25 protein-coding genes are annotated in these 23,368 nt (G+C 61.6%); 8 read left to right on the top strand and 17 right to left on the bottom strand.

The features are described 5' to 3' along the window. Positions 1–230: 230 nt before the first annotated feature. From CWE01_RS11420 to puuE, 6 genes are all read right to left on the bottom strand, one after another. Complete coding sequence (locus CWE01_RS11420) at positions 231–1,586, bottom strand: nucleobase:cation symporter-2 family protein (RefSeq protein ID WP_100940635.1); 1,356 nt, start codon at positions 1,584–1,586, stop codon at positions 231–233. Positions 1,587–1,807: 221 nt separating this feature from the next. Then, a complete protein-coding gene (locus CWE01_RS11415) occupies positions 1,808–3,163 on the bottom strand; it encodes a urate hydroxylase PuuD (protein ID WP_100940634.1) in 1,356 nt (451 codons plus the stop codon). Between the two features lie 51 nt (positions 3,164–3,214). Further along, positions 3,215–3,718 (bottom strand): ureidoglycolate lyase, encoded by a 504-nt coding sequence (locus CWE01_RS11410; RefSeq protein ID WP_100940633.1) that lies wholly within the window; start codon positions 3,716–3,718, stop codon positions 3,215–3,217. 68 nt (positions 3,719–3,786) lie between these two features. After that, positions 3,787–4,782 (bottom strand): allantoicase, encoded by a 996-nt coding sequence (gene alc / locus CWE01_RS11405; RefSeq protein WP_100940632.1) that lies wholly within the window; start codon positions 4,780–4,782, stop codon positions 3,787–3,789. 60 nt (positions 4,783–4,842) lie between these two features. Then, complete coding sequence (gene uraD, locus CWE01_RS11400; protein ID WP_100940631.1) at positions 4,843–5,358, bottom strand: 2-oxo-4-hydroxy-4-carboxy-5-ureidoimidazoline decarboxylase; 516 nt, start codon at positions 5,356–5,358, stop codon at positions 4,843–4,845. Then, positions 5,355–6,281 carry an allantoinase PuuE gene (gene puuE, locus CWE01_RS11395; RefSeq protein WP_100940630.1) on the bottom strand — a complete coding sequence of 309 codons (927 nt, stop codon included), beginning with the start codon at positions 6,279–6,281 and terminating at the stop codon, positions 5,355–5,357. Before puuE ends, uraD begins: the two co-directional genes overlap by 4 nt. A 433-nt stretch (positions 6,282–6,714) precedes the next feature. Between puuE and uraH the strand changes: the two genes are divergently transcribed. Further along, a complete protein-coding gene (uraH, locus tag CWE01_RS11385; protein ID WP_100940628.1) occupies positions 6,715–7,068 on the top strand; it encodes a hydroxyisourate hydrolase in 354 nt (117 codons plus the stop codon). Between the two features lie 229 nt (positions 7,069–7,297). Here uraH and CWE01_RS11380 read toward each other — a convergent pair whose 3' ends face one another. From CWE01_RS11380 to CWE01_RS11370, 3 genes are all read right to left on the bottom strand, one after another. Then, positions 7,298–7,924 carry a LysE family translocator gene (locus CWE01_RS11380; RefSeq protein ID WP_100940627.1) on the bottom strand — a complete coding sequence of 209 codons (627 nt, stop codon included), beginning with the start codon at positions 7,922–7,924 and terminating at the stop codon, positions 7,298–7,300. 64 nt (positions 7,925–7,988) lie between these two features. Continuing rightward, on the bottom strand, positions 7,989–9,338 hold the full coding sequence (locus CWE01_RS11375; protein ID WP_100940626.1) for an NCS2 family permease: 1,350 nt from the start codon (positions 9,336–9,338) through the stop codon (positions 7,989–7,991). 315 nt (positions 9,339–9,653) lie between these two features. After that, entirely contained in the window at positions 9,654–10,094 is a 441-nt protein-coding gene (locus CWE01_RS11370) for a MarR family winged helix-turn-helix transcriptional regulator (RefSeq protein WP_100940963.1), read from the bottom strand. An 83-nt stretch (positions 10,095–10,177) separates the two neighbouring features. On the opposite strand from CWE01_RS11370, the gene CWE01_RS11365 reads away from it, so the two are divergent. The 3 genes from CWE01_RS11365 (at position 10,178) to CWE01_RS11355 (ending at position 12,478) form a co-directional block, all read left to right on the top strand. Further along, a complete protein-coding gene (locus tag CWE01_RS11365; protein WP_100940625.1) occupies positions 10,178–11,344 on the top strand; it encodes a PLP-dependent aminotransferase family protein in 1,167 nt (388 codons plus the stop codon). A gap of 10 nt (positions 11,345–11,354) precedes the next feature. After that, entirely contained in the window at positions 11,355–11,957 is a 603-nt protein-coding gene (locus tag CWE01_RS11360) for a glutathione S-transferase family protein (protein WP_100940624.1), read from the top strand. Positions 11,958–12,082: 125 nt separating this feature from the next. Continuing rightward, on the top strand, positions 12,083–12,478 hold the full coding sequence (locus tag CWE01_RS11355) for a lysozyme inhibitor LprI family protein (protein ID WP_100940623.1): 396 nt from the start codon (positions 12,083–12,085) through the stop codon (positions 12,476–12,478). Between the two features lie 12 nt (positions 12,479–12,490). Here CWE01_RS11355 and CWE01_RS11350 read toward each other — a convergent pair whose 3' ends face one another. The 5 genes from CWE01_RS11350 to CWE01_RS11330 form a co-directional block, all read right to left on the bottom strand. Next, entirely contained in the window at positions 12,491–12,862 is a 372-nt protein-coding gene (locus tag CWE01_RS11350; protein WP_100940622.1) for a glutathione S-transferase N-terminal domain-containing protein, read from the bottom strand. A 101-nt stretch (positions 12,863–12,963) separates the two neighbouring features. Beyond that, a complete protein-coding gene (gene folE / locus CWE01_RS11345) occupies positions 12,964–13,509 on the bottom strand; it encodes a GTP cyclohydrolase I FolE (protein ID WP_100940621.1) in 546 nt (181 codons plus the stop codon). A gap of 78 nt (positions 13,510–13,587) precedes the next feature. After that, on the bottom strand, positions 13,588–14,145 hold the full coding sequence (locus CWE01_RS11340) for a Smr/MutS family protein (RefSeq protein WP_100940620.1): 558 nt from the start codon (positions 14,143–14,145) through the stop codon (positions 13,588–13,590). 76 nt (positions 14,146–14,221) lie between these two features. Further along, positions 14,222–14,542 (bottom strand): hypothetical protein, encoded by a 321-nt coding sequence (locus tag CWE01_RS11335; RefSeq protein WP_100940619.1) that lies wholly within the window; start codon positions 14,540–14,542, stop codon positions 14,222–14,224. A 138-nt stretch (positions 14,543–14,680) separates the two neighbouring features. Next, on the bottom strand, positions 14,681–15,274 hold the full coding sequence (locus CWE01_RS11330; protein WP_100940618.1) for a cysteine hydrolase family protein: 594 nt from the start codon (positions 15,272–15,274) through the stop codon (positions 14,681–14,683). A gap of 221 nt (positions 15,275–15,495) precedes the next feature. Here CWE01_RS11330 and prmB point away from each other — a divergent pair, with 221 nt between their 5' ends. Together prmB and CWE01_RS11315 are read left to right on the top strand one after the other, a co-directional pair. Continuing rightward, entirely contained in the window at positions 15,496–16,404 is a 909-nt protein-coding gene (gene prmB / locus CWE01_RS11325) for a 50S ribosomal protein L3 N(5)-glutamine methyltransferase (protein ID WP_100940617.1), read from the top strand. Between the two features lie 479 nt (positions 16,405–16,883). Then, positions 16,884–18,557 (top strand): DEAD/DEAH box helicase, encoded by a 1,674-nt coding sequence (locus CWE01_RS11315; protein WP_100940616.1) that lies wholly within the window; start codon positions 16,884–16,886, stop codon positions 18,555–18,557. An 86-nt stretch (positions 18,558–18,643) separates the two neighbouring features. On the opposite strand, the gene CWE01_RS11310 is transcribed toward CWE01_RS11315, so the two are convergent. Beyond that, positions 18,644–19,411 carry a class III extradiol ring-cleavage dioxygenase gene (locus CWE01_RS11310; RefSeq protein ID WP_100940615.1) on the bottom strand — a complete coding sequence of 256 codons (768 nt, stop codon included), beginning with the start codon at positions 19,409–19,411 and terminating at the stop codon, positions 18,644–18,646. A gap of 110 nt (positions 19,412–19,521) precedes the next feature. On the opposite strand from CWE01_RS11310, the gene CWE01_RS11305 reads away from it, so the two are divergent. Beyond that, positions 19,522–20,181, top strand: a complete 660-nt coding sequence (locus CWE01_RS11305; RefSeq protein WP_100940614.1) for a thiopurine S-methyltransferase — start codon at positions 19,522–19,524, stop codon at positions 20,179–20,181. Between the two features lie 142 nt (positions 20,182–20,323). Here CWE01_RS11305 and htpX read toward each other — a convergent pair whose 3' ends face one another. After that, a complete protein-coding gene (htpX, locus tag CWE01_RS11300; protein ID WP_100940613.1) occupies positions 20,324–21,211 on the bottom strand; it encodes a protease HtpX in 888 nt (295 codons plus the stop codon). A 316-nt stretch (positions 21,212–21,527) separates the two neighbouring features. Next, a complete protein-coding gene (locus CWE01_RS11295) occupies positions 21,528–22,739 on the bottom strand; it encodes a pyridoxal phosphate-dependent aminotransferase (protein ID WP_100940612.1) in 1,212 nt (403 codons plus the stop codon). Positions 22,740–22,965: 226 nt separating this feature from the next. Between CWE01_RS11295 and msrB the strand changes: the two genes are divergently transcribed. Continuing rightward, complete coding sequence (gene msrB / locus CWE01_RS11290) at positions 22,966–23,361, top strand: peptide-methionine (R)-S-oxide reductase MsrB (protein ID WP_100940611.1); 396 nt, start codon at positions 22,966–22,968, stop codon at positions 23,359–23,361. Positions 23,362–23,368 lie beyond the last annotated feature (7 nt).

The raw sequence follows: 23,368 nt of genomic DNA, 5'->3' as shown, positions 1-23,368 counted from the left end.
AAGGCAAAAAAAGGTCAAAGACGCCTCGTTCGGCCGTCCGTGGGACAGTCGAGCCGGGAGTGCTTCGATGGGCCTTGGGGTTGTCCCGCGCCGGGATAGGCTGGCGCTTGGGTCAGGTGTCGGTGGCGATGGCTTGTTCGAGCGGATTCGAGCGGGCGCGCAGCATACTGACTCGCGCCGCAGGGCTCAAGCACCCCGTGCCAGAGCGCTCGACTCCGCCGGCAAGGGCATCAGTGCGGGTGAGGATGCCCGCTGAGTGCCGCCCGTTCGGCGCCCCCCAGCACGTTGAACAGCAGGTTCAGGGACACGGCGCTCAAGGTCGCCATGGCGATACCGCTGTGGGTGATCGGACCCATCCACAGCGGCAGGTGGGCGAAGAACTCCGGCCGCACCACGGGGATCAGGCCCATGCCGATGCTCACCGCCACCAGCAACTGGTTGCGCCGGTCGGAGATGTCGGCTTCCTGGAGGATCTTGATCCCGGTGGCCGCGACCATGCCGAACATGGCGATGGCCGCGCCGCCCAGTACCGCGGGTGGAATCGAGGCGACCAGGAACGCGGCCTTGGGCAATAGGCTGAGGATGATCAGGAAGATCCCGGCGACGATGGTCACCGAACGGCAGCGCACGCCGGTCATCTGCACCAGGCCGATGTTCTGGGCGAAGGAGGAGTGGGTGAAGGTGTTGAAGAAACCGGCGAGGAACGAGGCGCCAGCGTCGCACAGCAAGCCGCGTCGGAGCATGCGTGGGGTGACGTCCTGGCCGGTGATCTTGCCCAGGGCGAGGAACATCCCGGTGGACTCGACGAAGATGATCACCACCACCAGGCACATGGACAGGATCGGTGCCAGGTGAAACTGCGGCAGGCCGAAATGCAGCGGAGTGACGACTTTCAGCCAGGGCGCCTGGGCCAGGCCGCTGAGGTCGACCATGCCGATGATGCCGGACAGCACATAGCCCAGGACCATGCCGATCAGCACCGAGATATTCACCCAGAAGCCGCGCATGAAGCGGTTGATCAGCAGGATGGTGGCCAGCACCAGCGCGGCCACCGCGAGGTAGATCGGCGAGCCGAATTGTGTCGCGGCACTGCCGCCGCCGGCCCAGTTGACTGCCACCGGAAACAGCGAAAGGCCGATGGCGGTGATCACGGTGCCGGTGACCAGAGGGGGGAAGAAGCGCACGACCTTGGACATGAAGGGCGCGATCAGCAGGCCGAAGAAACCGGCGGCGATGGTGGCGCCAAAGATCCCGGTCATGCCGATACCGGGCATGCCGGCCATGGCCACCATGCTGCCGACGGCGGCGAAACTGGCGCCCATCATGACGGGCATGCGGATGCCCATGGGGCCGATGCCGAGGGATTGCACCACGGTGGCAATACCGGCCACCAGCAGGTCGGCGTTGATCAGAAAGGCGATTTCCTCACGACCCAGGCCGGCGGCCTGTCCGATGATCAGCGGTACGGCGACGGCGCCGCCATACATCAGCAGAACGTGTTGCAGACCCACCAGGATCAGCTGCAACAGGGGCAGACGCTGGATAGCGGGTGCGGCGGGGATGCGCGGTTCGGATAACTCGGACATGCAACACCTCGGATCTTTTTATTCTTGTGGTTTTAGCGCTGTGTGGTTGCGGACAGCGTTTTTTGTAACCGGGGTAACGCAACCGTTTCACGGTTGATCACGAACCTGTAGGCGCAGGGCTTGCCCGCGAAGAGGCTTTCAAGATCGCTAAAAGCTTCGCGGGCAAGCCACGCTCCTGCAGGTAACGCGGTGTCTCCAAATCAGCTGGCTAACAGCGACATTCAGTTGGTGCGTGCCCCCTGGTTGATCCAGGCAGCGATCAGGTCGCGTTCCTGCTGGGTCATCTGGGTGATGTTGCCCAGCGGCATGATCTGGGTGGTGATGGCCTGGGCCTGGATACGCGGGGCCAGTTGCTGGATCTGTTGCGCGGTATCGAAGATCACCCCGGCTGGCGCCGAACTGAACAGCGGGCTGGTGGGTTGGGCCGAATGGCACACCGCGCAACGTTCCTGGATCACGCTGTGAACCTTGTCGAAGCTGACGTCGGCGGCACTGGTTGTGCTCGCCGTCGTTGGCGCGGGAGCAGGAGCAGGAACCGAAGCGGCGGCCGGCGCGGCGGCAACGGCCGGCGTTTCTGGTGTCGCCGGCGTGGCCTGGGCGGGCTTGCCGCCCAGCGCGGTCTCCGGCAACGGCTGGTACTCGATCTTCGCCGGGGCCTTGGCCACTTGCGGTGCGCTTGGAGTCGAGGCCGGGCCGGTGACGTAGGCCAGGCAGATCATCCCCAGGGCCGCGACCGGCAAGGTCCAGGCAAACTTCTGAGTGTTGTGGCGGGTATTGAAATAGTGCCGCACCAGCACCGCCAGCACCGCGATTCCGGCCAGGATCAGCCAGTTGTACGGGCTGCCATAAGTGCTCGGGAAGTGGTTGCTGATCATGATGAACAGCACCGGCAGGGTGAAGTAGTTGTTGTGCCGCGAGCGCAGCAGACCCTTGGCCGGCAGGGCCGGATCCGGCGTGCGGTTCTCGGCGATGGCCGCCACCAGGGCGCGCTGGGCCGGCATGATGATCCGGAACACGTTGCCGACCATGATGGTGCCGATGATCGCGCCGACATGCAGGTAGGCGCCGCGACCGCTGAACACCTTGCTGAACCCGTAGGCGGCGGCAATCAGCAGCACGAACAGGATAAAGCCGAGCAGGGCCGGGCGCTTGCCCAGGGCCGAGTCACAGAGAAAGTCGTAGACGAACCAGCCGGCGATCAGCGCGCCGATGCCGATGGCCACGCCTTCGGGGCCGCTCAGGCCGCTGCCGGGGGCCACGAGGTAGAGCACCGGGTTGGAGTAGAACACCACGCAGAGCAGCGCGATCCCCGACATCCAGGTGAAATAGGCTTCCCATTTGAACCAGTGCAGGTTGTCCGGCATGGTCGGTGGGGCCAGCTTGTATTTTTCCAGGTGGTAGATACCGCCGCCGTGGATCGCCCACAGGTCGCCGGCGAGGCCGTCCTTGGGGTTGACCCGGTTGAGGTTGTTCTCCAGCCAGACGAAGTAGAACGATGCACCGATCCAGGCCACGCCCGTGATCATGTGAATCCAGCGCACGCTCAGGTTCAGCCATTCCATCAGATGTGCTTGCACAGTCTTTACCTCTCGCCTGTCACTCTTTTTCGGGAGTGATCAGACCTTCTCTTATTGGTGGGGGGCGAGGATCAGGTACTCATCCTCTTTGAAGAAATGCTCATCGCAGTTGTTGCCGGAGCCACTGCGATCAACCACCAGGAAGTCATCCCGCTTTTCGATCGTCAGCACCGGGTGGTGCCAGACGCCGCGATGGTAATTGATGCCCTGCCTGCCATTGCTGACAAAGGCGCGGACCAGGCCTGATACCGGTGCATCGCCAAGGGGCGCGACCACGATCAGAAAGGGGTTGCCGAGCAGCGGGATAAAAGCCTGGCTGCCCAGCGGATGGCGCTCGAGCATGCGTACGGTCAAGGGCATGTCCAGCGCGTCGGCGCGGAAGATGCTGATGATCGCCTGGTCGTCCGGCGTGGCGGTTTGCACCGTCGCCAGGCGATGGAAACGCTGGGTCGAACCGTTGTTGATCATGAAGTGATCGCTGCCGTCGGTTTCGATCACGTCACCGAAAGGGGCGAAGGCTTCTTTGCTCAGCGGTTCAATCGTCAGTGTGCGCATGCGGTTCTTCTGTTCTCGAATTCTGTGTATCGGTGGTCCCCGCGCGAGGCGCGAGACCACCCATGGGATTACTTCGCGACTTTGCCCAGCACCCGCAGCCGGCTTACACCACCGTCCGGGAATACGTTCAGGCGGATATGGGTGATAGGCCCCAGCGCCTTGATCTGTTCGGCGAAGCTGTGTTCCTGGTGCATTTCCAGCTTCTGGCTCGGCAGCAGTTCACGCCAGAACAGGCTCTGGGTCTCGATCTGGCTGTCGGTGCCGCCCTTGACGAAGGCGCCCTGGATCGAGCAGCTGTCCGGGTAGTTGCCCTTGAAGTGCAGGGTGTCGACGATGATCTGTTCGATCTCGCCCGGATGACCCAGGGCCACGATCACCCAGTCATTGCCCGGGGTACGCCGGCGCGCGGTTTCCCAGCCATCGCCCATGTTGATGCCACGGCCCGGGTTGAGGATGTTGCTCATGCGGCCGAAATGCTCGTCGGAGCAGGCCAGGGCACGGCCGCCGTTGAGGGCGGAAGCCAGGTCGACCTGTTCGTTGTCGCCCACCGCCGACCAGTCACGGAACGGAATACCGTAGACCCGCAGGCGCGCCACGCCACCGTCCGGATAGATGTTGAAACGCAGGTGGCTGAAGGCCTGGTCGTTGCTGATCTCGTGGTAGTGATGGCTGTTGCCTTGCAGCTCGACGGCGGACAGCACTTCGACCCACTGGGTGTTTTCGTCCGGCTCGCCGGTGCTCAGGAAGCAGGCTTCCAGGGAGGCCGACGGCGGGTAGTTACCGGTGAAGAACGAGGTGTCGATGTCCACGCCCTTGATCGAGCCGGCCACGCCGAGGCGGATCACCGCGCTGTCATAGCCTTCGAAACGTTTGCGGCGCGACTCCCAGCCGTCCATCCACTTGCCGTTGTCATCGAACACGCCTTCCTTCCAGACGGCCGGGGTCGGCTGGAACAGGCGGTTGGCGTCGGCGAACCAGTCATCGGTGACCGAGAGGATCCTGGTGCCCAGGCGGGCGTCGGCCAGGTTGACGAATTTCTCGAAAGGTACGGCGTAAGCTTTCATGCTTTTTGTCTGCCTTTTAATGAGGGGCTGGGGAGGCTTGCCGGATTCAGGTACGGCTCGCTAAAGGGTCAGTAGGCGGAACAGGGCGATCTTGTTGATCTCGGCCAGTGCGCACTGGAACTCGGTGTCCACCGGGTTGTGGATGCGCTCTTCGAACGCGGCCAGGATCTGATGCCGGTTGCTGCCTTTTACCGCCATGATGAAGGGAAACTTGAACTTGGCTTTATAGGCGTCGTTCAGCTCGGTGAAGCGCTGGAACTCTTCGTTCGAGCATTGGTGAATACCGGCGCCGGCCTGTTCGTTGGTGCTGGCTTCGGTCAACTGGCCCTGGACGGCGGCTTTGCCGGCCAGGTCCGGGTGGGTGTTGATCAGGGCCAGCTGGCTAGCGTGATCGGCGCTCAAGAGGATGTCGCTCATGCGTTGGTGCAGCGTCTCGATCTCGTCGAGGTCGGGATCCAGGCCCAGGTCGAAAGCCTTTTCGGCGACCCAGGGCGAATGTTCGTAGATATCGGCGAAGGCCTGGACGAAGGCTTCGCGGCTCAAGGTCGAGGGTTTGAGGGTCTGGAAGGCAGTCATTTCGCAGCTCCCTGGAAAGGGTGGGTGGCGTGCCAGTGACGGGCGATATCGACCCGGCGACTGAACCAGACCCGGTCATGGCCCTTGACGTATTCGATGAAGCGCTGGAGGGCGGCCAGGCGTGCCGGGCGGCCGATCAGGCGGCAGTGCAAGCCGATGGAGAGCATCTTTGGCGCTTCGTCGCCTTCAGCGTAGAGCACGTCGAAGGCATCCTTGAGGTACTGGTAGAAATCGTCGCCGGTGTTGAAGCCCTGCACCTGGGTGAAGCGCATGTCGTTGGTGTCGAGGGTGTAGGGAATCACCAGGTGCGGCTTGCCGGTGGGGCTGTTGGGCTCCCAGTAGGGCAGGTCGTCGTCGTAGGTGTCCGAGTCATAGAGGAAACCGCCTTCCTCCATCACCAGCTTGCGGGTGTTCGGCCCGGTGCGTCCGGTGTACCAGCCCAGCGGACGTTCGCCGCTGATCTCGGTGAGGATGCGGATGGCTTCGAGCAGGTGCTCGCGCTCCTGGGCTTCGTCCATGTACTGGTAGTCGATCCAGCGGTAACCGTGGCTGCAGATCTCGTGGCCGGCCTCGACCATGGCGCGGATCACGTCCGGGTGGCGCTGGGCGGCCATGGCCACGGCGAATACGGTCAGGGGAATATCGAAGCGCTTGAACAGCTTGAGAATCCGCCACACGCCGGCACGGCTGCCATACTCGTAGAGCGACTCCATGCTCATGTTGCGCGCGCCCTGCAGAGGCTGCGCCGCGACCATTTCCGAGAGGAAGGACTCGGATTCCGAGTCACCATGGAGGATGTTGCGTTCGCCGCCTTCTTCGTAGTTGAGCACGAAGGACAAGGCGATGCGGGCATTGCCCGGCCAATGGGGGTGAGGCGGGTTGCTGCCGTAACCGATCAGGTCGCGTGGGTAGTCGGCGCTCACTGCAGTCTTCCTTCTTGTTCGTGGTGACGGTTGCGTGGTGCCCCGTCAAAACCGGGTGGCGTCACGGCGATGGAGTGATTGTATACAACTTTATATTCATTTTGTAAGCCCGTTTTTTTGCATTTCTTTCCGCCGAATGACTGCACGTTTCGCCCTGGGAAACCCTGCAAGAAACTTGCCTGTTCGGTCAGTTAATGCTTTGCAGGTCTTGCACTGGCAAGCGATTGCGCTGGATTCGTGGCCGGTAGGGGTTGGGCGGAGATGGCGGAAAAAAATGTCGAATTTATTGTGTACAATATTTTGTAAAAGTGTCTTAATAATTTTCGAGCCGCGTCAGCTGGTGTTTTGCCAGGGGCCGGTTTCTCCTTTATCCACTGACTCCGGGAGGCGCGAGGCCTGATCTGCCTGAAGGGCGGGCCGGCCCGCAGAATCAATGGGACGTTTGACTACACATGTTTTGGATGCCGCACATGGCTGCCCCGGCAGTTCGATCAAGGTCGAGCTGTACAGGGTCGAAGGCGCACAGCTGGAGCTGGTTGCCAGCGCCCTGACCAACAGCGACGGGCGCTGCGACGCGCCGTTGCTGCAAGGGGCCGATTACCGCTCCGGGGTCTATCAGTTGCAGTTCCAGGCCGGTGACTACTATCGGGCTCGCGGCGTGACGCTGCCGGAGCCGGCGTTCCTCGACGTGGTGGTGCTGCGTTTCGGGATCAGTGCCGAGCAGGATCACTACCATGTACCGTTGCTGATTTCGCCTTACAGCTATTCGACCTACCGAGGCAGCTAGATTCCCCAAGCATCTGCGCAAAAGCTTCCTTGGTTATTTGCCCGCTTTCACTGCGGGCTTTTTTATGTCTCGCGATTGGGTTGGCAGAGGTTGTGATGGTGAATGTGAGGGCCTCTTCGCGGGCAAGCTCCGCTCCCACAATGTCCGAGTCAATCTCGGTATTGTGTACAGACACAAAGCTGTGGGAGCGGAGCTTGCCCGCGAAGAGGCCATTACTGGCACTCCATCTCTAACGGCTCAACAACGACACCGCGCCCGCCCCACCGAACAACCCGGCGCTGATCCGGTTGAACCAGTCCTGCCCCTTGCCGCTGCGCAAATACCCCGCCGCACCATGGGCGCCGAGGCCATAAGCCAGCTTGCACAGCAGGTCCAGCACGGTCCAGGTGGCGATCATCACCTGCAACTGGCCGAGAAACGGTTGGTCGGCCTTGAGGAACTGCGGCAGGAAGGCGGCGAAGAACAGGATGTCCTTCGGGTTGCTGGCGCCGAGCACAAAGGCGCGCCCAAACAGGGCACGAAAGCGCGGGACCGGCGCGGTTTCGGGCACATTCGCCGCCCGTGCCGGTTGCCGTGATTGCTGCCAGCTCTGCCAGGCGAGGTAGAACAGGTACAACGCGCCGACAATCTTCAGGGCACTGAACAACCGCTCCGAGGCCAGCAGCAACGCACCCAGGCCCAGGGCCGAGGCGCTCAACAAGCAGATCGAGGCGCTGACACCGCCGAGAAAGGCCGGGTATGAGCGACGCAATCCATAATTCAGGCTGTTGCTGATCATCAGCAGCGACAGTGGCCCGGGGATCAGGATCACCACCAGGGCGGCACTGCTGAACAACAACCAGGTTTCCAGACTCATCAGGTTTCTCCCTTCGTACAAAAGCCCCACCGAAGTGAGGCCGGTTACTACCGCCTGGGTTCTCTTACAGAAAGATGAACTTGGCGATAAAAATGGCGCACAACACCCACAGGCTGATGGAAATATCCTTGAACTTGCCGGTCCCGGCCTTCAGCGCCACATAGGTGATAAAACCCAGGGCAATGCCGTCGGCGACCGAAAAAGTCAGTGGCATCATGATCGCCGTGACAATCGCCGGAATGCTGTCCGTCGCGTCGTCCCACTCGATATGCGCCATGCCACTCATCATCAGCATTGCCACGTAAATCAGCGCGCCGGCGGTCGCGTACGCAGGGATCATGCCAGCCAGCGGGGCAAAGAACATGGCCGCGACAAACAGGATACCTACAGTAACAGCGGTCAGACCAGTCCGACCACCAGCAGCGACACCCGCGGCACTTTCCACGTAGCTGGTGACCGGCGGCACACCGACCACCGCACCGAATACGCTGGAGACGCTGTCCGCCTTCATGGCCCGGGACAGGTTCTCGATGCGGCCTTCGGCGTTCACCAGGCCGGCGCGCTGGGCGACGCCCATCAGGGTGCCGGCGGTGTCGAACATGTGCACGAAGAGGAAGGCCAGGACCACGCTGATCATGCTGACGTTGAACACGCCCTTCAGGTCCATGGCCATCCAGGTCGGGGCCAGGCTCGGTGGCGTGGAAAAGATGCCGTGGTATTCCACCAGGCCCAGGCCCCAGCCGGCCAGGGTCACGGTGATGATGCTGATCAGGATGGCGCCGAAGACCCGGTGGTAGCTGAGGATCGCGATCATCAGGAAGCAGATCGCCGCCAGCAGCGGGCCGGGTTCATGCAGGGATCCGAGCTTGATCAGGGTGGCGGGGCTGGCGACGACGATCCCGGCGGTTTTCAGGCCGATCACCCCGAGAAACAACCCGACCCCTGCACCCATCGCATGGCGCAGGCTGACGGGAATGCTGTTGAGCAACCATTCGCGGATCCGCGACAGGGTCAGGGCCATGAACAGCACGCCGGAGATAAACACCGCGCCGAGGGCGGTTTCCCAGTGATAACCCATAGTGCCGACCACGGTGTAGGTGAAGAACGCGTTCAGGCCCATGCCCGGGGCCAGGCCCACCGGCCAGTTGGCGTACAGGCCCATCAGCAGGCAGCCGAGGGCGGCGGCGATGCAGGTGGCGACAAAGGCGGCGCCGTGGTCGATACCGGCGTCAGCCATGATGTTCGGGTTGACGAAGATGATGTAGGCCATGGTGATGAAGGTGGTCACCCCGGCGATCAGTTCGGTTTTCACCGTGGTGCCATGCAACCTGAGCTTGAACAGGCGTTCCAGCAGACCGGAACTTGACGGTGGCGACAGGTCCAGCAGGGGGGCTTCGGATTTGCGGCTTTCCACAGCGAGTACTCCTCAAGAGTTTTATTGTTATTTCCAGAGCCGGACGCAAGGGCGGGCAGCGGCTCTTTGAGGCAGCACGGGTTTGTTGACTATAAAGTCAGGAACTCGCACGAAACGAATTATGCTTTTGTATACAAATAAAGCAAATAATGTTTTTTGATTTGTGTGCGATACGTCGGAAGGTGGCGTCTTGTCGGCGGGAGTTGTCTCTAAACCTGTAGGAGCCGGCTTGCTGGCGATCGCAATCTGACAGTCGACATCTCTATCGCCTGATAAACCGCTATCGCCAGCCCGCCGGCTCCTGCAAGGGGTGTATCAGGAAGGGCGGTTCTCCCCCAGCGCCAGGTTCACCGCCAGCCAGCCGTCCACCGCGGCTTCACCGGCCTGGGCAAAGGCCTTCTGCAACAACTTGACCTGCTCACGGCGCAACGACTCTTCCAGGCTTGCCCCGTCCGCCGTCAGGCGCAGCAGGCGTTTGCGCTTGTCGGTCTCGGACGCAAGGCTGCGCACCAGGTCCATTTCAGTCAGTTGACGCAACGGCATGTTCAGCGCCTGTTTGCTGACGCCGAGCAAGGCCAGCAGCTCCTTGACGCTCACGTCCGGGTAACGGGCGATAAAAAACACAATGCGCTGGTGCACCCGGCTCAAGCCACGACGCTCGAGCATTTCGTCGGCTTTGGCGGTGAACGCCTGGTAACCGAAAAAGAAAGCCTGCATGGCGTCTTGCTGGGCATTCGAATTTTTAAGGTCAAGCATGTTGACGTATTGGCTCTCGGCGTCGTAATTTCGGTCAAGCAGTTTGACGTACTTTTCGCTCACTTAGCTACCGGTGACCTGCCATGGCCTTCTCCGAACGCGTGACCCGTCTGAAAAGCTCCCTGATTCGTGAAATCCTCGCCGCCGCACAGCGTCCCGAGGTGATGTCGTTCGCCGGTGGGCTGCCGGCCGAAGCGATGCTGCCGACATTGGCATGGGAGGGGATGCCAGTCGCCATGGGGCAGTACGGCATGAGTGAGGGCGAGCCGGCCTTGCGTGAAGCCTTGGCCGCCGAGGCGCGGGCGCGGGGTATCGACTGCCAGGCCAGCCAGGTATTGGTGGTCAGCGGGTCGCAGCAGGCCCTGGATCTGGCGGCCAAGCTGTACATCGACAAGGGCACCGATATTCTCCTTGAGGCCCCGACCTATCTGGCGGCCCTGCAGATTTTCCAGCTGTTCGGTGCCGATTGCCTGAGTATCCCCCAGGAGCATGACGGACCTGATCTGCTCCAGTTGCGCGCCCGCCTGGAAAAACACAACCCGGCCTTTATCTACCTGATCCCGACCTTCCAGAACCCGTCCGCCGTTTGCTATAGCGAAGCCAAGCGCGCCGCCGTGGCGGCATTGCTCGATGAGTTCGGGGTGACCTTGATCGAAGACGAGCCCTATCGTGAGCTCAGTTACGATGGCGTCAGCGCGGTACCGATTGCCGGGCGCTTGCAGCGTGCCAGCTGGATCTACAGCGGCACCGTTTCCAAGACCCTGGCCCCCGGCTTGCGGGTCGGTTACCTGATTGCCAGCCCGGACCTGTTCCCCCATCTGCTCAAGCTCAAGCAGTCGGCGGACCTGCACACCAACCGCATCGGCCAGTGGCAGGCGTTGCAGTGGATAGGTACGGAAAAGTATCGCCAGCACCTGGTGCAACTCCGTGACTTTTACCGGGTCAGACGGGATGCCTTTCAACAGGCATTGGAGTGCCACTTCGCTGACCTGGCCGATTGGCAGGTGCCACAGGGCGGTTTGTTCTTCTGGCTGACCCTCAAGCAGCCGCTGGATACCCGTACCTTGCTCGCCGAGGCGTTGAGCCGGGACGTCGCATTCATGCCCGGCGAACCTTTTTTTGCCGAACCGGAGCGTAATCCGGGTAATCTTCGTCTCAACTTCAGTCACATCGCACCGGAGCGCCTGGACGAAGGTCTCAAGCGCCTGGCTGCTGTCATCCGTCACGCACAGGCTGCACAAGCGGCTTAAGGGGAGGGCCATGTACAAGGTTTATGGCGATTACCAGTCGGGCAATTGCTACAAGATCAAGCTGATGCTGCACTTGCTGGGGCAGGAATATCGCTGGCACCCGGTGGACATCCTCAAGGGTGACACCGAGACCCCGGAATTCCTGGCGAAGAACCCCAACGGCAAAGTCCCGGTGCTGGAGCTGGAAGACGGCACCTGCCTGTGGGAGTCCAACGCGATTCTCAACTTCCTGGCCGATGGCAGCGAGTTCCTGCCGACCGAGCCGCGTCTGCGCACCCAGGTCCTGCAATGGCAGTTCTTCGAGCAGTACAGCCACGAGCCCTATATCGCGGTGGCGCGGTTTATCGAGTTCTACCTGGGCCTGCCGGAGGAGCGTCGCGAGGAATACCTCAAGCTGCAGAAGCGTGGGCACAAGGCGCTGAAGGTGATGGAGAAGCAGCTTCAGCAAACCCCGTACCTGGTGGGCGAGCACTATTCGATCGCCGACATCGCGCTGTATGCCTATACCCATGTGGCCCATCAGGGTGGCTTCGACTTGAGCGAATACCCAGGCATCCAGGCCTGGTTGCAGCGGGTGGCCAGCCATCCGAAGCATGTCGGCATGCTTGATTGAGCGATAGATTCAGAAACACCTGAACCGGCCTCAGGGCCGGTTTATTTTTGCCCGCGCAAGCACTTTTGCCGCCGGCGAGGTCCTACGAGAACTTGGTTTTTTATCCATTGAACGGGGTGCCGTCCATGAAATACCCACTCATAGCGTTTTTGACAATCGGCCTGCTGGGCCTGGCCGCGGGTGTACAGGCAGCCGATAACTGCGATGCCAACCAGGCGTCGATGAATGAATGTGCGGGCAAGGCCTTCAAGCAGGCCGACAACGACCTGAACACCTACTACAAGACCCAGATGGATTACCTGAAGACCCCGGCCAACAAGGCCGCGCTCCAGGACGCCCAGCGCAAGTGGCTGGCTTTCCGTGACGCCGATTGCCTGTATCAGAATGGCAAGCCGGCGGATGGCGGTTCGATCTGGCCGTTGCTTGATCTGCAGTGCAAGACTGAACTGACCAAGCAACGGGCGGCGCAATTGAAGGCCTATACCGAATGCCGTGATGAAACCAATGGTTGCCGTAATTGACGGCGACCGGATTCAGGCGGCGGCAAAGCGCTTGTCCAGGTAATCGATGATCACCTTGGACTCGTACATCCAGGTGGTCTGGCCGTTTTCTTCGATGCGCAGGCACGGCACCTTGATCTTGCCGCCTTGCTCGAGCAGGGTCTGGCGATCCTGTTCGTTGTTCTTCGCGTCACGCAGGGCCACTGGTACGTTCAGACGGCGCAGGGTGCGGCGGGTTTTCACGCAGAACGGGCAGGCGTGGAACTGATACAGGGTCAGGTCCCTGGCTGCGGCATCGACCTTGGCCTGGTCCGGCGCGGAGCGCTTTTGCTTGCTTGGTCGGGTGAGGAAATCGATGAAGATGATGAGTTGGCCCAGGCCGACTCGAAGTGCTTTGACGAACACGGGATAGCCTCGCGGGCGGTGGAGAAGGGGCGCAGCTTACCTGATTTTCCCCATGCGAAAAAAAACCGGCGATGAGTGCCGGTTTTTTCTGTCGCCCGATCTTACTTGATCAGCGCCAGGAACTCGCTGCGGGTCGCGGCGTTTTCGCGGAACTCACCGAGCATCACCGAGGTGATCATCGACGAATTCTGTTTCTCCACGCCGCGCATCATCATGCACATGTGCTTGGCTTCGATCACCACCGCCACACCCAGGGCACCGGTCACCTGCTGGACTGCATCGGCGATCTGGCGGCTGAGGTTTTCCTGGATCTGCAGGCGGCGGGCGTACATGTCGACGATACGCGCGACCTTGGACAGGCCCAGCACCTTGCCACTCGGGATGTAGGCCACATGGGCCTTGCCGATAAAGGGCAGCAGGTGGTGTTCGCACAACGAGTAGAGCTCGATGTCCTTGACCAGCACCATTTCGCTGTTGTCAGAGCTGAACAAGGCACCGTTGGTGACTTCTTCCAGGCTCTGTTCGTAACCGCGGCAAAGGTACTGCATGGCTTTGGCGGCGCGCTTGGGCGTGTCGAGCAGACCCTCGCGGGAGACGTCCTCGCCGAGTTGGCCGAGGATCTCGGTGTAATTCTGTTCCAGGGACATGAAGCTACCTGTGGGAGTCTACGCAAAGAACAAGGATACGGCGGCTGGCAGCCGCCTGCAAATTCGATGACAGTTCGGTTACTCGTCGCGACCTTCCATCATGGTCCGTTTCAGCATCACATACACCGCGCCCGCGCCGCCATGCTTCGGCTGGCAGGAGGTGAAACCCAGGACCTGGGCATGCTGCCGGAGCCAGGTGTTGACGTGGCTCTTGATCATCGGGCGCTTGCCGTCCAGGCGCACGGCCTTGCCATGGGTGACGCGCACGCAGCGGATTTCGAATCTGGTCGCCTCGGCGAGAAACGCCCAGAGGGTTTCCCGGGCTTTTTCCACGCTCATGCCGTGCAGGTCGAGGCTGCCTTCGAAGGGGATCTGGCCGATCTTGAGCTTGCGCATCTGGCTTTCCTGGACCCCGTCGCGAGCCCAGTGCAGGTCGTCTTCGGGACCGACGTCGATGACGAACTGGTCGGACAGCCCGTCCACGGCGGTGTCCTGCACCCGCACCGTGGCCGCCTGGCGCAGCTTGGCCAGTTGCGCGCGGTCGGACTTGGGTTTGCCGGTGTCGGCACGGTCATGCTTGATCGGCTTGACGCCGCGGATCTCGCTTTTGAACAGGGAAAAGTCGTCGTCTTGCATGTCAGCCTCCGCAGGGCCTGGCAGTTTACCCAAGTCCCCCGGGTGTCGTCACAGTCGATTGCGCGCAGGTGCTTGATCAGTCGTGCTTTTTCATCAGGTGAGGGGCGATGTTCAGCCCATGGCGGCTGCGCATCCGGCGACGGCTGCGGCGCCACAGCCAGACCCCGAACCAGAGCGTCAGTACGCCCACGCCCAAGGCCACCGCCGAACCGGTCGGCGTGGCATTCAAATCCCCCAGTGCCGGCGCATGGCCGAGCAGGCTGGCCGCGCCGGCCATCACCAGCAACACCCCGAGGGTGGCCAACAGCGCCGCAATGGCAGCGCTCAAACGCGAGCCCCAGGTGCTCTGGCCCCGGGGGCGCAGGCGGCGAGCGTCAAAACCATCGGATATCTTCATTCCGATTTCCTCTATGAGTATCGGCCCTTCGACCGGGAGATGGTCGGCTTGTTCCTGATGTGTCCGGGAAATCGGAAAATGAGACGCGATTGACTGGAGTAATGGATGGGCGGTCGTCAGGACAGCCCATCGCAGCCGCTAGCCGATCAGGTCTTTGGTCTGCGCCAGGGTAGCGAAGTTGTCCGCCATGATCGCCATCTCGGTGCGCTGGACCTGGGCGGCGCTGATGATTTCATCTTTGTGGGGCAGGTCGCGGGTCGCGCAGGCATCTTCCACCAGGGTGCAGCGGAAGCCCAGGTTCTTCGCCGCGCGCACCGTGGTGCTGACGCTGGAGTGGCTCATGAAGCCACAGACGATCAGGTCCAGGGAACCGAGCTCCTGCAGGTGTTTCTCCAGGCCCGTGCCGTGAAAGGCACTGGGCAGCAGCTTGCCGATCAGGGTTTCGTCGCCCTGGGGTTCCAGCCCCGGAATGAACTCACCGCGTTCGCCCTGCGGGTCGAACAGACCGCCCACGGTGCCCAGGTGACGGATATGCACGATGGGCCGACCGGCCTGGCGGGCGGCGGCAACCAGTTGCTTGATATTGTCGACGGCAGCGTCCATGCCGGACAAGGCCAGCGGGCCGCTGAGATATTCTTTCTGGGCGTCGATGATCAACAGGCTGGCATGGCTCAGATTGGCGGCTGCATAACCACGGCCGCTGAGTTGAAACATCGTCTTTGGAACGGACATTCGGGGCTCCTTTGAGTGGGGCTTTTACCGCATTGTCCTCCGGCTGAGCGCGTATGTGAATCGCTACCCGTGCAGGCGGCGTGGTTACTGGGCTGTAGCCGTGTCAAGGGTTGTTTGCCGGCGCGCGAAACGGCACGCGATGATGTCTTTTGGCCTTATTTTCACCGGGTCGCGGTTTGGCTGTTAGAATCGCCCGTCGTTTTTTCCAGGAGCCTACCGCCGTGATCACTTCCCGCCTGCGCACGCTGCGCGACCATATTCGTTGGGCTGTCAGCCGCTTTCATGGCGCGGATCTGTTTTTCGGCCATGGCACCGACAATGCCTGGGACGAGGCGCGTCAATTGGTCCTGGGGGCCTTGCACCTGCCTTGGGAAATCGCCGACAGCTACCTCGACTGCCGCCTGGAAGACGATGAGCTGAGCCACGTGCAACACCTGCTCAAGCGTCGCATCGAAGACCGTGTGCCCACCGCCTACCTGCTGGGTGAGGCATGGTTCTGCGGCATGTCGTTTATCGTCGACGAGCGGGTGCTGATTCCGCGTTCGCCGATTGGCGAGTTGATCGAAGGCCGCTTCGCTCCGTGGCTGGCAAACGAGCCGGCGCGGATTCTCGACCTGTGCACCGGCTCCGGTTGCATCGGTATCGCCTGTGCCTATGAGTTCCAGCAGGCGGAAGTGGTGTTGGCCGACCTGTCGTTCGAAGCATTGGAAGTGGCCAACCAGAATATCGAGCGCCATGGCGTCGATGAGCGGGTGTTCACGGTCCAGGGCGATGGCTTCGACGGTCTGCCCGGCCAGCGTTTCGACCTGATCGTGTCCAATCCTCCTTATGTGGATGCCGAGGATTTTGCCGACATGCCGGAGGAATACCAGCACGAACCCGAGCTGGGCCTGGCCTGTGGCGAAGACGGCCTGAACCTGGTACGGCGGATGCTGGCCGAGGCGGCGGACCATCTGACCGAGAAGGGCCTGCTGATTGTCGAGGTCGGTAACAGCCAGGTGCATGTCGAGGCGTTGTACCCCGAGGTGGACTTTGCCTGGCTGGACTTCGAGCGGGGCGGGCATGGCGTGTTCATGCTCACGGCCGAGCAGTGCCGGGCGCATCAGGCCTTGTTCGCTGCCAGGATCTGAAGAACGGACACCGACCTGTAAGGAGCATGGCTTGCCAGCGAAGCTTTTGGCGTCAAGGACGCCTTCGCTGGCAAGCCATGCTCCTACAAGGTGTGTGGTGTTCTGAATTCCGACGAGTGAACCGTTTAAGTCGCCAGGCCCGCCCGGCAAGGCGGGCCAGAGGCAAGCCTTCCCTCGATTATCTGCAAAGCCCGCCATAGAGAGGCGTACAGCGGTATTTCGAGATAAATAAATCTCCCTTTTTTCGTCAATTCCGGTATAGTGCGCGCCGGCCTTTAACCGGGCCGCGTTTAGGTAATGCAATTCCCCGAAGTCAGCTTCGGCTGCTGTCCGCCATGCGGACTATCCTTGACGATTCTTTCATTCAATCGTTTTCGCAAATCCCCGCCGACAAAGCTGCCAGGGTGACTCTCAGAGTCTTACAAGGCATGCGCAGCTTTGGAGCATGGGTCTTTGCGGATGCACTTAGAGGCAGACCCATGACCCAGGAAATCGGCGGCTTCGCCGCTTTTAATCTTAATCCGAATATTCTTGCAGCCGTCACCGCGACTGGCTACGAAGAGCCTTCGGCTATCCAGCAGCAATCGATCCCGATCATCATGGCCGGCCACGACATGATTGGCCAGGCGCAAACCGGTACGGGTAAAACCGCTGCGTTCGCCCTGCCGATCCTGCATCGCATCGATCCTGCTAAGCGCGAACCGCAAGCCCTGATCCTGGCGCCAACCCGTGAGTTGGCGTTGCAAGTAGCAACCGCTTTCGAAACCTACGCCAAGCAAATGCCGGGCGTTACCGTTGTGGCCGTTTACGGCGGCGCGCCCATGGGCCCACAACTGAAAGCAATCCGTAATGGCGCACAGATTGTTGTCGCCACTCCGGGCCGTCTGTGCGACCACCTGCGTCGTGACGAAAAAGTCCTGGCCACCGTGAACCACCTGGTTCTCGATGAAGCGGACGAAATGCTCAAGCTCGGCTTCATGGACGACCTGGAAGTCATCTTCAAGTCCCTGCCGGCAACCCGTCAGACCGTTTTGTTCTCGGCAACCCTGCCGCAGTCGATCCGTGCCATTGCTGAACGCCACCTGCGCGATCCGCAACACGTCAAGATCCAGACCAAGACCCAGACCGTTACCGCGATCGAACAGGCTCACCTGTTGGTTCACGCCGACCAGAAGACCTCGGCTGTGCTGAGCCTGCTGGAAGTCGAGGATTTCGACGCCCTGATCATGTTCGTGCGCACCAAGCAAGCGACCCTGGACCTGGCCAGTGCCCTGGAAGCCAAAGGCTACAAAGCCGCTGCGCTGAACGGTGACATCGCCCAGAACCAGCGTGAGCGCGTGATCGACTCCCTCAAGGATGGCCGTCTGGACATCGTTGTGGCGACCGACGTTGCCGCACGTGGCCTGGACGTTCCGCGTATCACCCACGTATTCAACGTCGACATGCCGTACGACCCGGAGTCCTACGTTCACCGTATCGGCCGTACCGGCCGTGCCGGTCGCGAAGGTCGTGCGCTGTTGCTGGTGACGCCGCGTGAGCGCCGCATGCTGCAAGTGATCGAGCGTGTAACCGGTCAGAAAGTGGCCGAAGTCCGCCTGCCGGATGCCCAGGCTGTTCTCGATGCACGCATCAAGAAACTGACCAACAGCCTGTCGCCGCTGGTCGCTGATGCTGAGTCGACCCACGGCGAACTGCTGGATCGCCTGACCACCGACATCGGTTGCAGCCCGCGTGCCCTGGCCGCGGCCCTGCTGCGCAAGGCCACCAATGGCCAGGCGCTGACCCTGGGGGCGATCGAGAAAGAGCGTCCGCTGGTGCCGAACAATGCGCCACGTGGCGATCGTCCGGAGCGTTCCGGTGACCGTCCTGAGCGTAGCGATCGTGAGCGTCGTGCGCCGGTGCCATTGGCCGAAGGCCGTGCCCGCTGCCGTACCGCGCTGGGCGCGCGTGACGGTATCGCCGCCAAGAACCTGCTGGGCGCTATCCTCAACGAGGGTGGCCTGGCGCGTGAAGCGATCGGTCGCATCCAGGTGCGTGACAGCTTCAGCCTGGTGGAACTGCCGGAAGATGGTCTGGAGCGTCTGCTGACCAAGCTGAAGGACACCCGCGTGGCTGGCAAGCAGCTCAAGCTGCGTCGCTACCGCGAAGATTGATCAGCCCCCGGGTTGATTGATCGATAAAAAATCCCCGACTGGTTCGGGGATTTTTTTTGCCTGCTGGTTGGTGCGGCGGATGAGGGTCAGGCGAAGCGATAGATGTCCATGCCCAGCGCGCCCATGGTGAACCCCTTGTGGGCAATGCTCATCTGGCCGCCGGCGCCACGGGCGAAATACAGGGGCAGCAGGTGCTCGTCACTGGGGTGGCTGCGCACGGCGTAGGGCGCCTGTTTGCGGTAGTCATGCAGGGCGGCTTCGTCATCGGCGGCGAGTTTGTCGACCATCCAGTCGCGGAAGGCCTTGGCCCACGGCTCGATGCTGTTGGGCCCGGCATGCCAGTCCAGTTCACCGAGGTTATGGGTGATGCTGCCGGAGCCGATCAGCAGGATGCCCTGGGCCCGCAGGCCGCCGAGGGCATGCCCGATGCGCGTTTGCAGGGCAGGGCCCATGCGGCTCGGCAAGGACACCTGGACCACCGGGATATCGGCTTGCGGGTACATCAGCGACAGCGGTACCCAGACCCCATGGTCGAATGGACGCTGCTCATCGAGGCGGGCGCTCAGGCCGTCGGCGTTGAGCAGGGCGACAATCTCGGCGGCCAACTGCGGTTCGCCGGGCGCCGGGTATTGCACGGCGAACAGTTCCCGTGGAAAACCACCGAAGTCGTGCCAGGTTTCCGGCCGCGGGTTGCTGCTGACCCGCAGGTCCTGGCTTTCCCAGTGGGCCGAGACGATGACGATGGCCTTCGGTCGCGGCAGCTCGGCCGCCAGACGGGCCAGGGCCGGGCCGCTGGCGCCGGGGTCGAGGGCCAGCATGGGCGAACCGTGGGAGATGAACAGGCTGGGGAGCATAATGAAAGTCCTGAGCGTCAAGTTTAAGATGACGCCATCTTCAGTCAGATCATTGATCTAAATCTAATATAAGTTTTAGTGCTTTTTGATCGAATTTTCAGGGTGAACCTATGCAACCGGAATTTTGGCACAAGCGTTGGGAACACAACCAGATCGGCTTTCACCTGGAACAGGTCAATCCCCATCTGCAGCGCTTCTGGCCCGACCTGGCACTGCCGATAGAAGCGCGAGTGCTGGTGCCCTTGTGTGGCAAGAGCCTCGACCTGGCCTGGCTGGCGGCCCAGGGCCTGCGGGTCCTGGGGGTGGAGCTGTCGGAGAAGGCCGTGGAGGCTTTTTTTGCCGAGCAGCAGCTCAAGCCGCTGATACGCCGACAGGGTGAGTTCATGGTGTATGAGGCGGGTCCGCTGGAGCTCTGGTGCGGGGATTTCTTCGCCTTGACGGTAGAAAACGTCGCCGACTGCGTGGGGCTGTATGATCGGGCGGCGCTGATCGCCCTGCCACCACCGATGCGCGAGCGTTATACCGCGCATTTGAACGCGGTACTGGCGGTGGGTACCCAGGGCTTGCTGATTACCCTCGACTACGACCAGACCCAGCTCGACGGGCCGCCGTTCGCCTTGCTCGATGGTGAGGTCCGGCGTTTGCTGGAGCCACAGTGGCAGCTTCAGGTGGAGGATGAGCAGGATGTGCTCGGTGAAAGCTGGAAGTTTCTCCAGGCCGGTGTGACGCGGCTCGATGAGCGGGTCTACCGGTTGGAAAAGGTTTCGTAGGAAGCAGGTAAGCCTGCGATGATTCTGGAAGCGCCGTGTTAATTGTGGGAGCGGTGCTTGCCCGCGAAGAGGCCCTTGAGACCGCTAAAAGCTTCGCGGGCAAGCTCCGCTCCCACAGTCGTCGCCCCCACTCGTGTGGCTATCAGCCGCGACGGCGAAGGGCTTCGATACGCTCTTCCAGCGGCGGGTGGCTCATGAACATCTTCGCCAGGCCCTGTTTCAGGCCGCCGTTGATACCGAAGGCGTTCAGGGTGTCGGGCATGTGCACCGGCAGGCCCTGTTCCGAGCGCAGACGTTGCAGGGCGCCGATCATCGCGGCGGTACCGGCCAGGCTGGCACCGGCTTCGTCGGCGCGGAACTCACGCTTGCGCGAGAACCACATGACGATGGCGCTGGCCAGGAAGCCCAGGACCAGTTCGGCGAAGATGGTCGCCACGTAGTAGGCGATGCCCTGGCCCTCTTCGTTCTTGAAGATGACCTTGTCGACGAAGTTGCCGATGATCCGTGCGAAGAACATCACGAAGGTGTTCACCACGCCCTGCACCAGGGCCAGGGTGACCATGTCGCCATTGGCCACGTGGCCGATCTCGTGGGCCAGTACGGCCTTCACTTCATCGGGCGAGAAGCGTTCCAGCAGGCCCTGGCTGACCGCGACCAGCGCGTCGTTCTTGTTCCAGCCGGTGGCGAAGGCGTTCGCCTCGTAGGCCGGGAAGATACCCACCTCGGGCATCTTGATCCCGGCGTCGCGGGACAGTTGCTCGACGGTTTGCAGCAGCCATTGTTCATGGCGGGTACGAGGCTGGGTGATGAGCTGGGTGCCGGTGCTCATCTTCGCCATCCACTTGGAGATGAACAGCGAGAACAGCGAACCCGCGAAACCAAAGACCGCACAGAAGACCAGCAGCTGATTGAGGTTGAGATCAACCCCGTTGGCCGCCATGAACCCGTTGAAGCCGAAAAGGCTCAGGGTGATGCTGGCAATCAGCACGACCGCCAGGTTAGTGGCCAAGAACAGCAGTATGCGCATCATGGTTGAAAGTTTCTCCTCAGCTAAAGATGTAGCGTCATGCGGGGTATATAAGGTGCGGCTGCGACCTATTCAACCGGGTGACTATTTCAAACTGTGTCCTACAGCTTGATTCTAGCCGCTTGCCAGTCATTTCCTAATGGGGGGCTTGGATTCCCGAGGCGTCACAGTGCTGCCAGCCCCTTTGAAACCGGGCTGTACGCTCGCAGTGAAGGTGTTTCCCGGGTCGGCGGCATGCTGACGCAAAGACATACAAAAAGAAATGGGGGGAACGCGCTTTCCTGCGACTCGCGGATGAGTCGCAGGAAGGTGTAGGAAATTACTGGCGGTAGGTTTTCAGGAACGAGCCGATACGCCCGATCGCCTGTTCCAGGTCATCCACCCGCGGCAGGGTGACCACACGGAAGTGATCGGGCCACGGCCAGTTGAACGCGGTGCCCTGGACCACCAGCAGCTTTTCCGACATCAGCAGGTCGAGGACGAACTTCTCGTCGTTGAGGATCGGGCAGACTTTCGGGTCGATCCGCGGGAAGGCGTAGAGCGCGCCCATGGGTTTCACGCAGCTGACACCGGGAATGTCGTTGAGCAGTTCCCAGGTGCGGTTGCGTTGTTCCAGCAGGCGGCCGGGCGGCAGTACCAGGTCGTTGATGCTCTGGTAGCCGCCGAGGGCGGTCTGGATCGCGTGCTGGCTCGGCACGTTGGCGCACAGGCGCATGCTGGCCAGGATGTCGATGCCTTCGATGTAGCTCTGGGCATTGTGCTTGGGACCGGAGATCGCCACCCAGCCGGAGCGGAAACCCGCGACCCGATAGGACTTGGACAGGCCGTTGAAGGTCATGCACAGCAGGTCCGGCGCCAGGGAAGCGGTGCAGACGTGGACGGCGTCGTCGTAGAGGATCTTGTCGTAGATCTCGTCGGAAAAGACCACGAGGTTGTGCTGGCGGGCCAGTTCGAGCATGCCCAGCAGGACTTCCCTGGAATACACCGAACCGGTCGGGTTGTTCGGGTTGATGATCACCAGGGCCTTGGTATTGGGGGTGATCTTGGCCTTGATGTCGGCCAGGTCCGGCCACCAGTTGGCCTGTTCGTCGCACAGGTAGTGCACCGGGCTACCGCCGGACAGGGTCACGGCGGCGGTCCACAGCGGGTAGTCCGGTGCCGGGATCAGCACTTCGTCGCCATTGTTGAGCAGGGCCTGCATGGACATCACGATCAGCTCGGACACGCCATTGCCCAGGTAGATGTCTTCGATGCCGACACCTTCGACCTGTTTCTGCTGGTAGTACTGCATGATCGCCTTGCGAGCGCTGAACAGGCCCTTGGAGTCACTGTAGCCCTGTGCGGTCGGCAGGTTGCGGATCACGTCCTGGAGAATTTCGTCCGGGGCTTCGAAACCGAAGGGCGCCGGGTTGCCGATGTTCAGCTTGAGGATGCGATGGCCTTCCTCTTCCAGGCGTTTGGCGTGCTTGAGCACTGGGCCGCGAATGTCGTAGCAGACGTTGGCGAGCTTGTTCGATTTGCTGACCTGCATGGCGATGTGATCCTGAAAATGGACGATCCAGACGGTCTCGTCGAGGCCGCTATGGCAATACTGCGTTTTCACCTCGTCCCGTGGTCCCCGGCCGCCGGCTAGGAAAATCCGTTTGAATGCGTCGGACGCGGGTGCCAGACTGGCGTTTGACGAGGCGCAATCATACGTGCCGCCCGATCCGTGGAAAAGATACAGATCGGGGTTTTTCAGCCGCCGAGGTGTAACGATGGAAAAGTTGGAAAAGACCCTGGACGAATGGCGCGCCATGCTCGACCCGGAGCAGTACAACGTGTGCCGGCTCAAAGGCACCGAACGGCCGTTTTCGGGCAAATACAACGGCACCAAAACCGATGGGGTCTATCATTGCATCTGCTGCAATGAGCCGCTGTTCGATTCCCGGGCCAAATTCGACTCCGGCTGCGGCTGGCCGAGCTTCTACCAGCCGATCGGCGACAGTGCGATGGTCGAGATCCGCGATGTCAGCCACGGCATGATCCGCACCGAAGTGGTCTGCGCAAAATGCGACGCGCACCTGGGCCATGTGTTTCCCGACGGTCCGCCGCCGACCGGCTTGCGCTACTGCATCAACTCCGTGTGCCTGGATCTGGTACCGCGGGGCTGAGTCCGGT

Source organism: Pseudomonas sp. QS1027 (genome assembly GCF_002814235.1).
Taxonomy (GTDB): domain Bacteria; phylum Pseudomonadota; class Gammaproteobacteria; order Pseudomonadales; family Pseudomonadaceae; genus Aquipseudomonas.
The sequence above is the reverse complement of the archived record's forward strand: the minus strand, read 5'-3'. Positions and strand labels throughout refer to the sequence as shown.

Excerpts from the sequence above, each read along its gene's own strand:
- CWE01_RS11340 (WP_100940620.1), bottom strand. The coding sequence starts at position 14,145 with ATGCAAGACGACGACTTTTCCCTGTTCAAAAGCGAGATCCGCGGCGTC.
- uraH (WP_100940628.1), top strand. The coding sequence starts at position 6,715 with ATGGGACGTTTGACTACACATGTTTTGGATGCCGCACATGGCTGCCCC.
- CWE01_RS11355 (WP_100940623.1), top strand. The coding sequence starts at position 12,083 with ATGAAATACCCACTCATAGCGTTTTTGACAATCGGCCTGCTGGGCCTG.
- uraD (WP_100940631.1), bottom strand. The coding sequence starts at position 5,358 with ATGACTGCCTTCCAGACCCTCAAACCCTCGACCTTGAGCCGCGAAGCC.
- folE (WP_100940621.1), bottom strand. The coding sequence starts at position 13,509 with ATGTCCCTGGAACAGAATTACACCGAGATCCTCGGCCAACTCGGCGAG.
- CWE01_RS11360 (WP_100940624.1), top strand. The coding sequence starts at position 11,355 with ATGTACAAGGTTTATGGCGATTACCAGTCGGGCAATTGCTACAAGATC.
- CWE01_RS11330 (WP_100940618.1), bottom strand. The coding sequence starts at position 15,274 with ATGTCCGTTCCAAAGACGATGTTTCAACTCAGCGGCCGTGGTTATGCA.
- CWE01_RS11380 (WP_100940627.1), bottom strand. The coding sequence starts at position 7,924 with ATGAGTCTGGAAACCTGGTTGTTGTTCAGCAGTGCCGCCCTGGTGGTG.
- CWE01_RS11310 (WP_100940615.1), bottom strand. The coding sequence starts at position 19,411 with ATGCTCCCCAGCCTGTTCATCTCCCACGGTTCGCCCATGCTGGCCCTC.
- alc (WP_100940632.1), bottom strand. The coding sequence starts at position 4,782 with ATGAAAGCTTACGCCGTACCTTTCGAGAAATTCGTCAACCTGGCCGAC.
- CWE01_RS11305 (WP_100940614.1), top strand. The coding sequence starts at position 19,522 with ATGCAACCGGAATTTTGGCACAAGCGTTGGGAACACAACCAGATCGGC.
- CWE01_RS11295 (WP_100940612.1), bottom strand. The coding sequence starts at position 22,739 with ATGCAGGTCAGCAAATCGAACAAGCTCGCCAACGTCTGCTACGACATT.
- CWE01_RS11410 (WP_100940633.1), bottom strand. The coding sequence starts at position 3,718 with ATGCGCACACTGACGATTGAACCGCTGAGCAAAGAAGCCTTCGCCCCT.
- CWE01_RS11370 (WP_100940963.1), bottom strand. The coding sequence starts at position 10,094 with ATGCTTGACCTTAAAAATTCGAATGCCCAGCAAGACGCCATGCAGGCT.
- CWE01_RS11315 (WP_100940616.1), top strand. The coding sequence starts at position 16,884 with ATGACCCAGGAAATCGGCGGCTTCGCCGCTTTTAATCTTAATCCGAAT.
- CWE01_RS11365 (WP_100940625.1), top strand. The coding sequence starts at position 10,178 with ATGGCCTTCTCCGAACGCGTGACCCGTCTGAAAAGCTCCCTGATTCGT.
- CWE01_RS11335 (WP_100940619.1), bottom strand. The coding sequence starts at position 14,542 with ATGAAGATATCCGATGGTTTTGACGCTCGCCGCCTGCGCCCCCGGGGC.
- msrB (WP_100940611.1), top strand. The coding sequence starts at position 22,966 with ATGGAAAAGTTGGAAAAGACCCTGGACGAATGGCGCGCCATGCTCGAC.
- htpX (WP_100940613.1), bottom strand. The coding sequence starts at position 21,211 with ATGATGCGCATACTGCTGTTCTTGGCCACTAACCTGGCGGTCGTGCTG.
- CWE01_RS11420 (WP_100940635.1), bottom strand. The coding sequence starts at position 1,586 with ATGTCCGAGTTATCCGAACCGCGCATCCCCGCCGCACCCGCTATCCAG.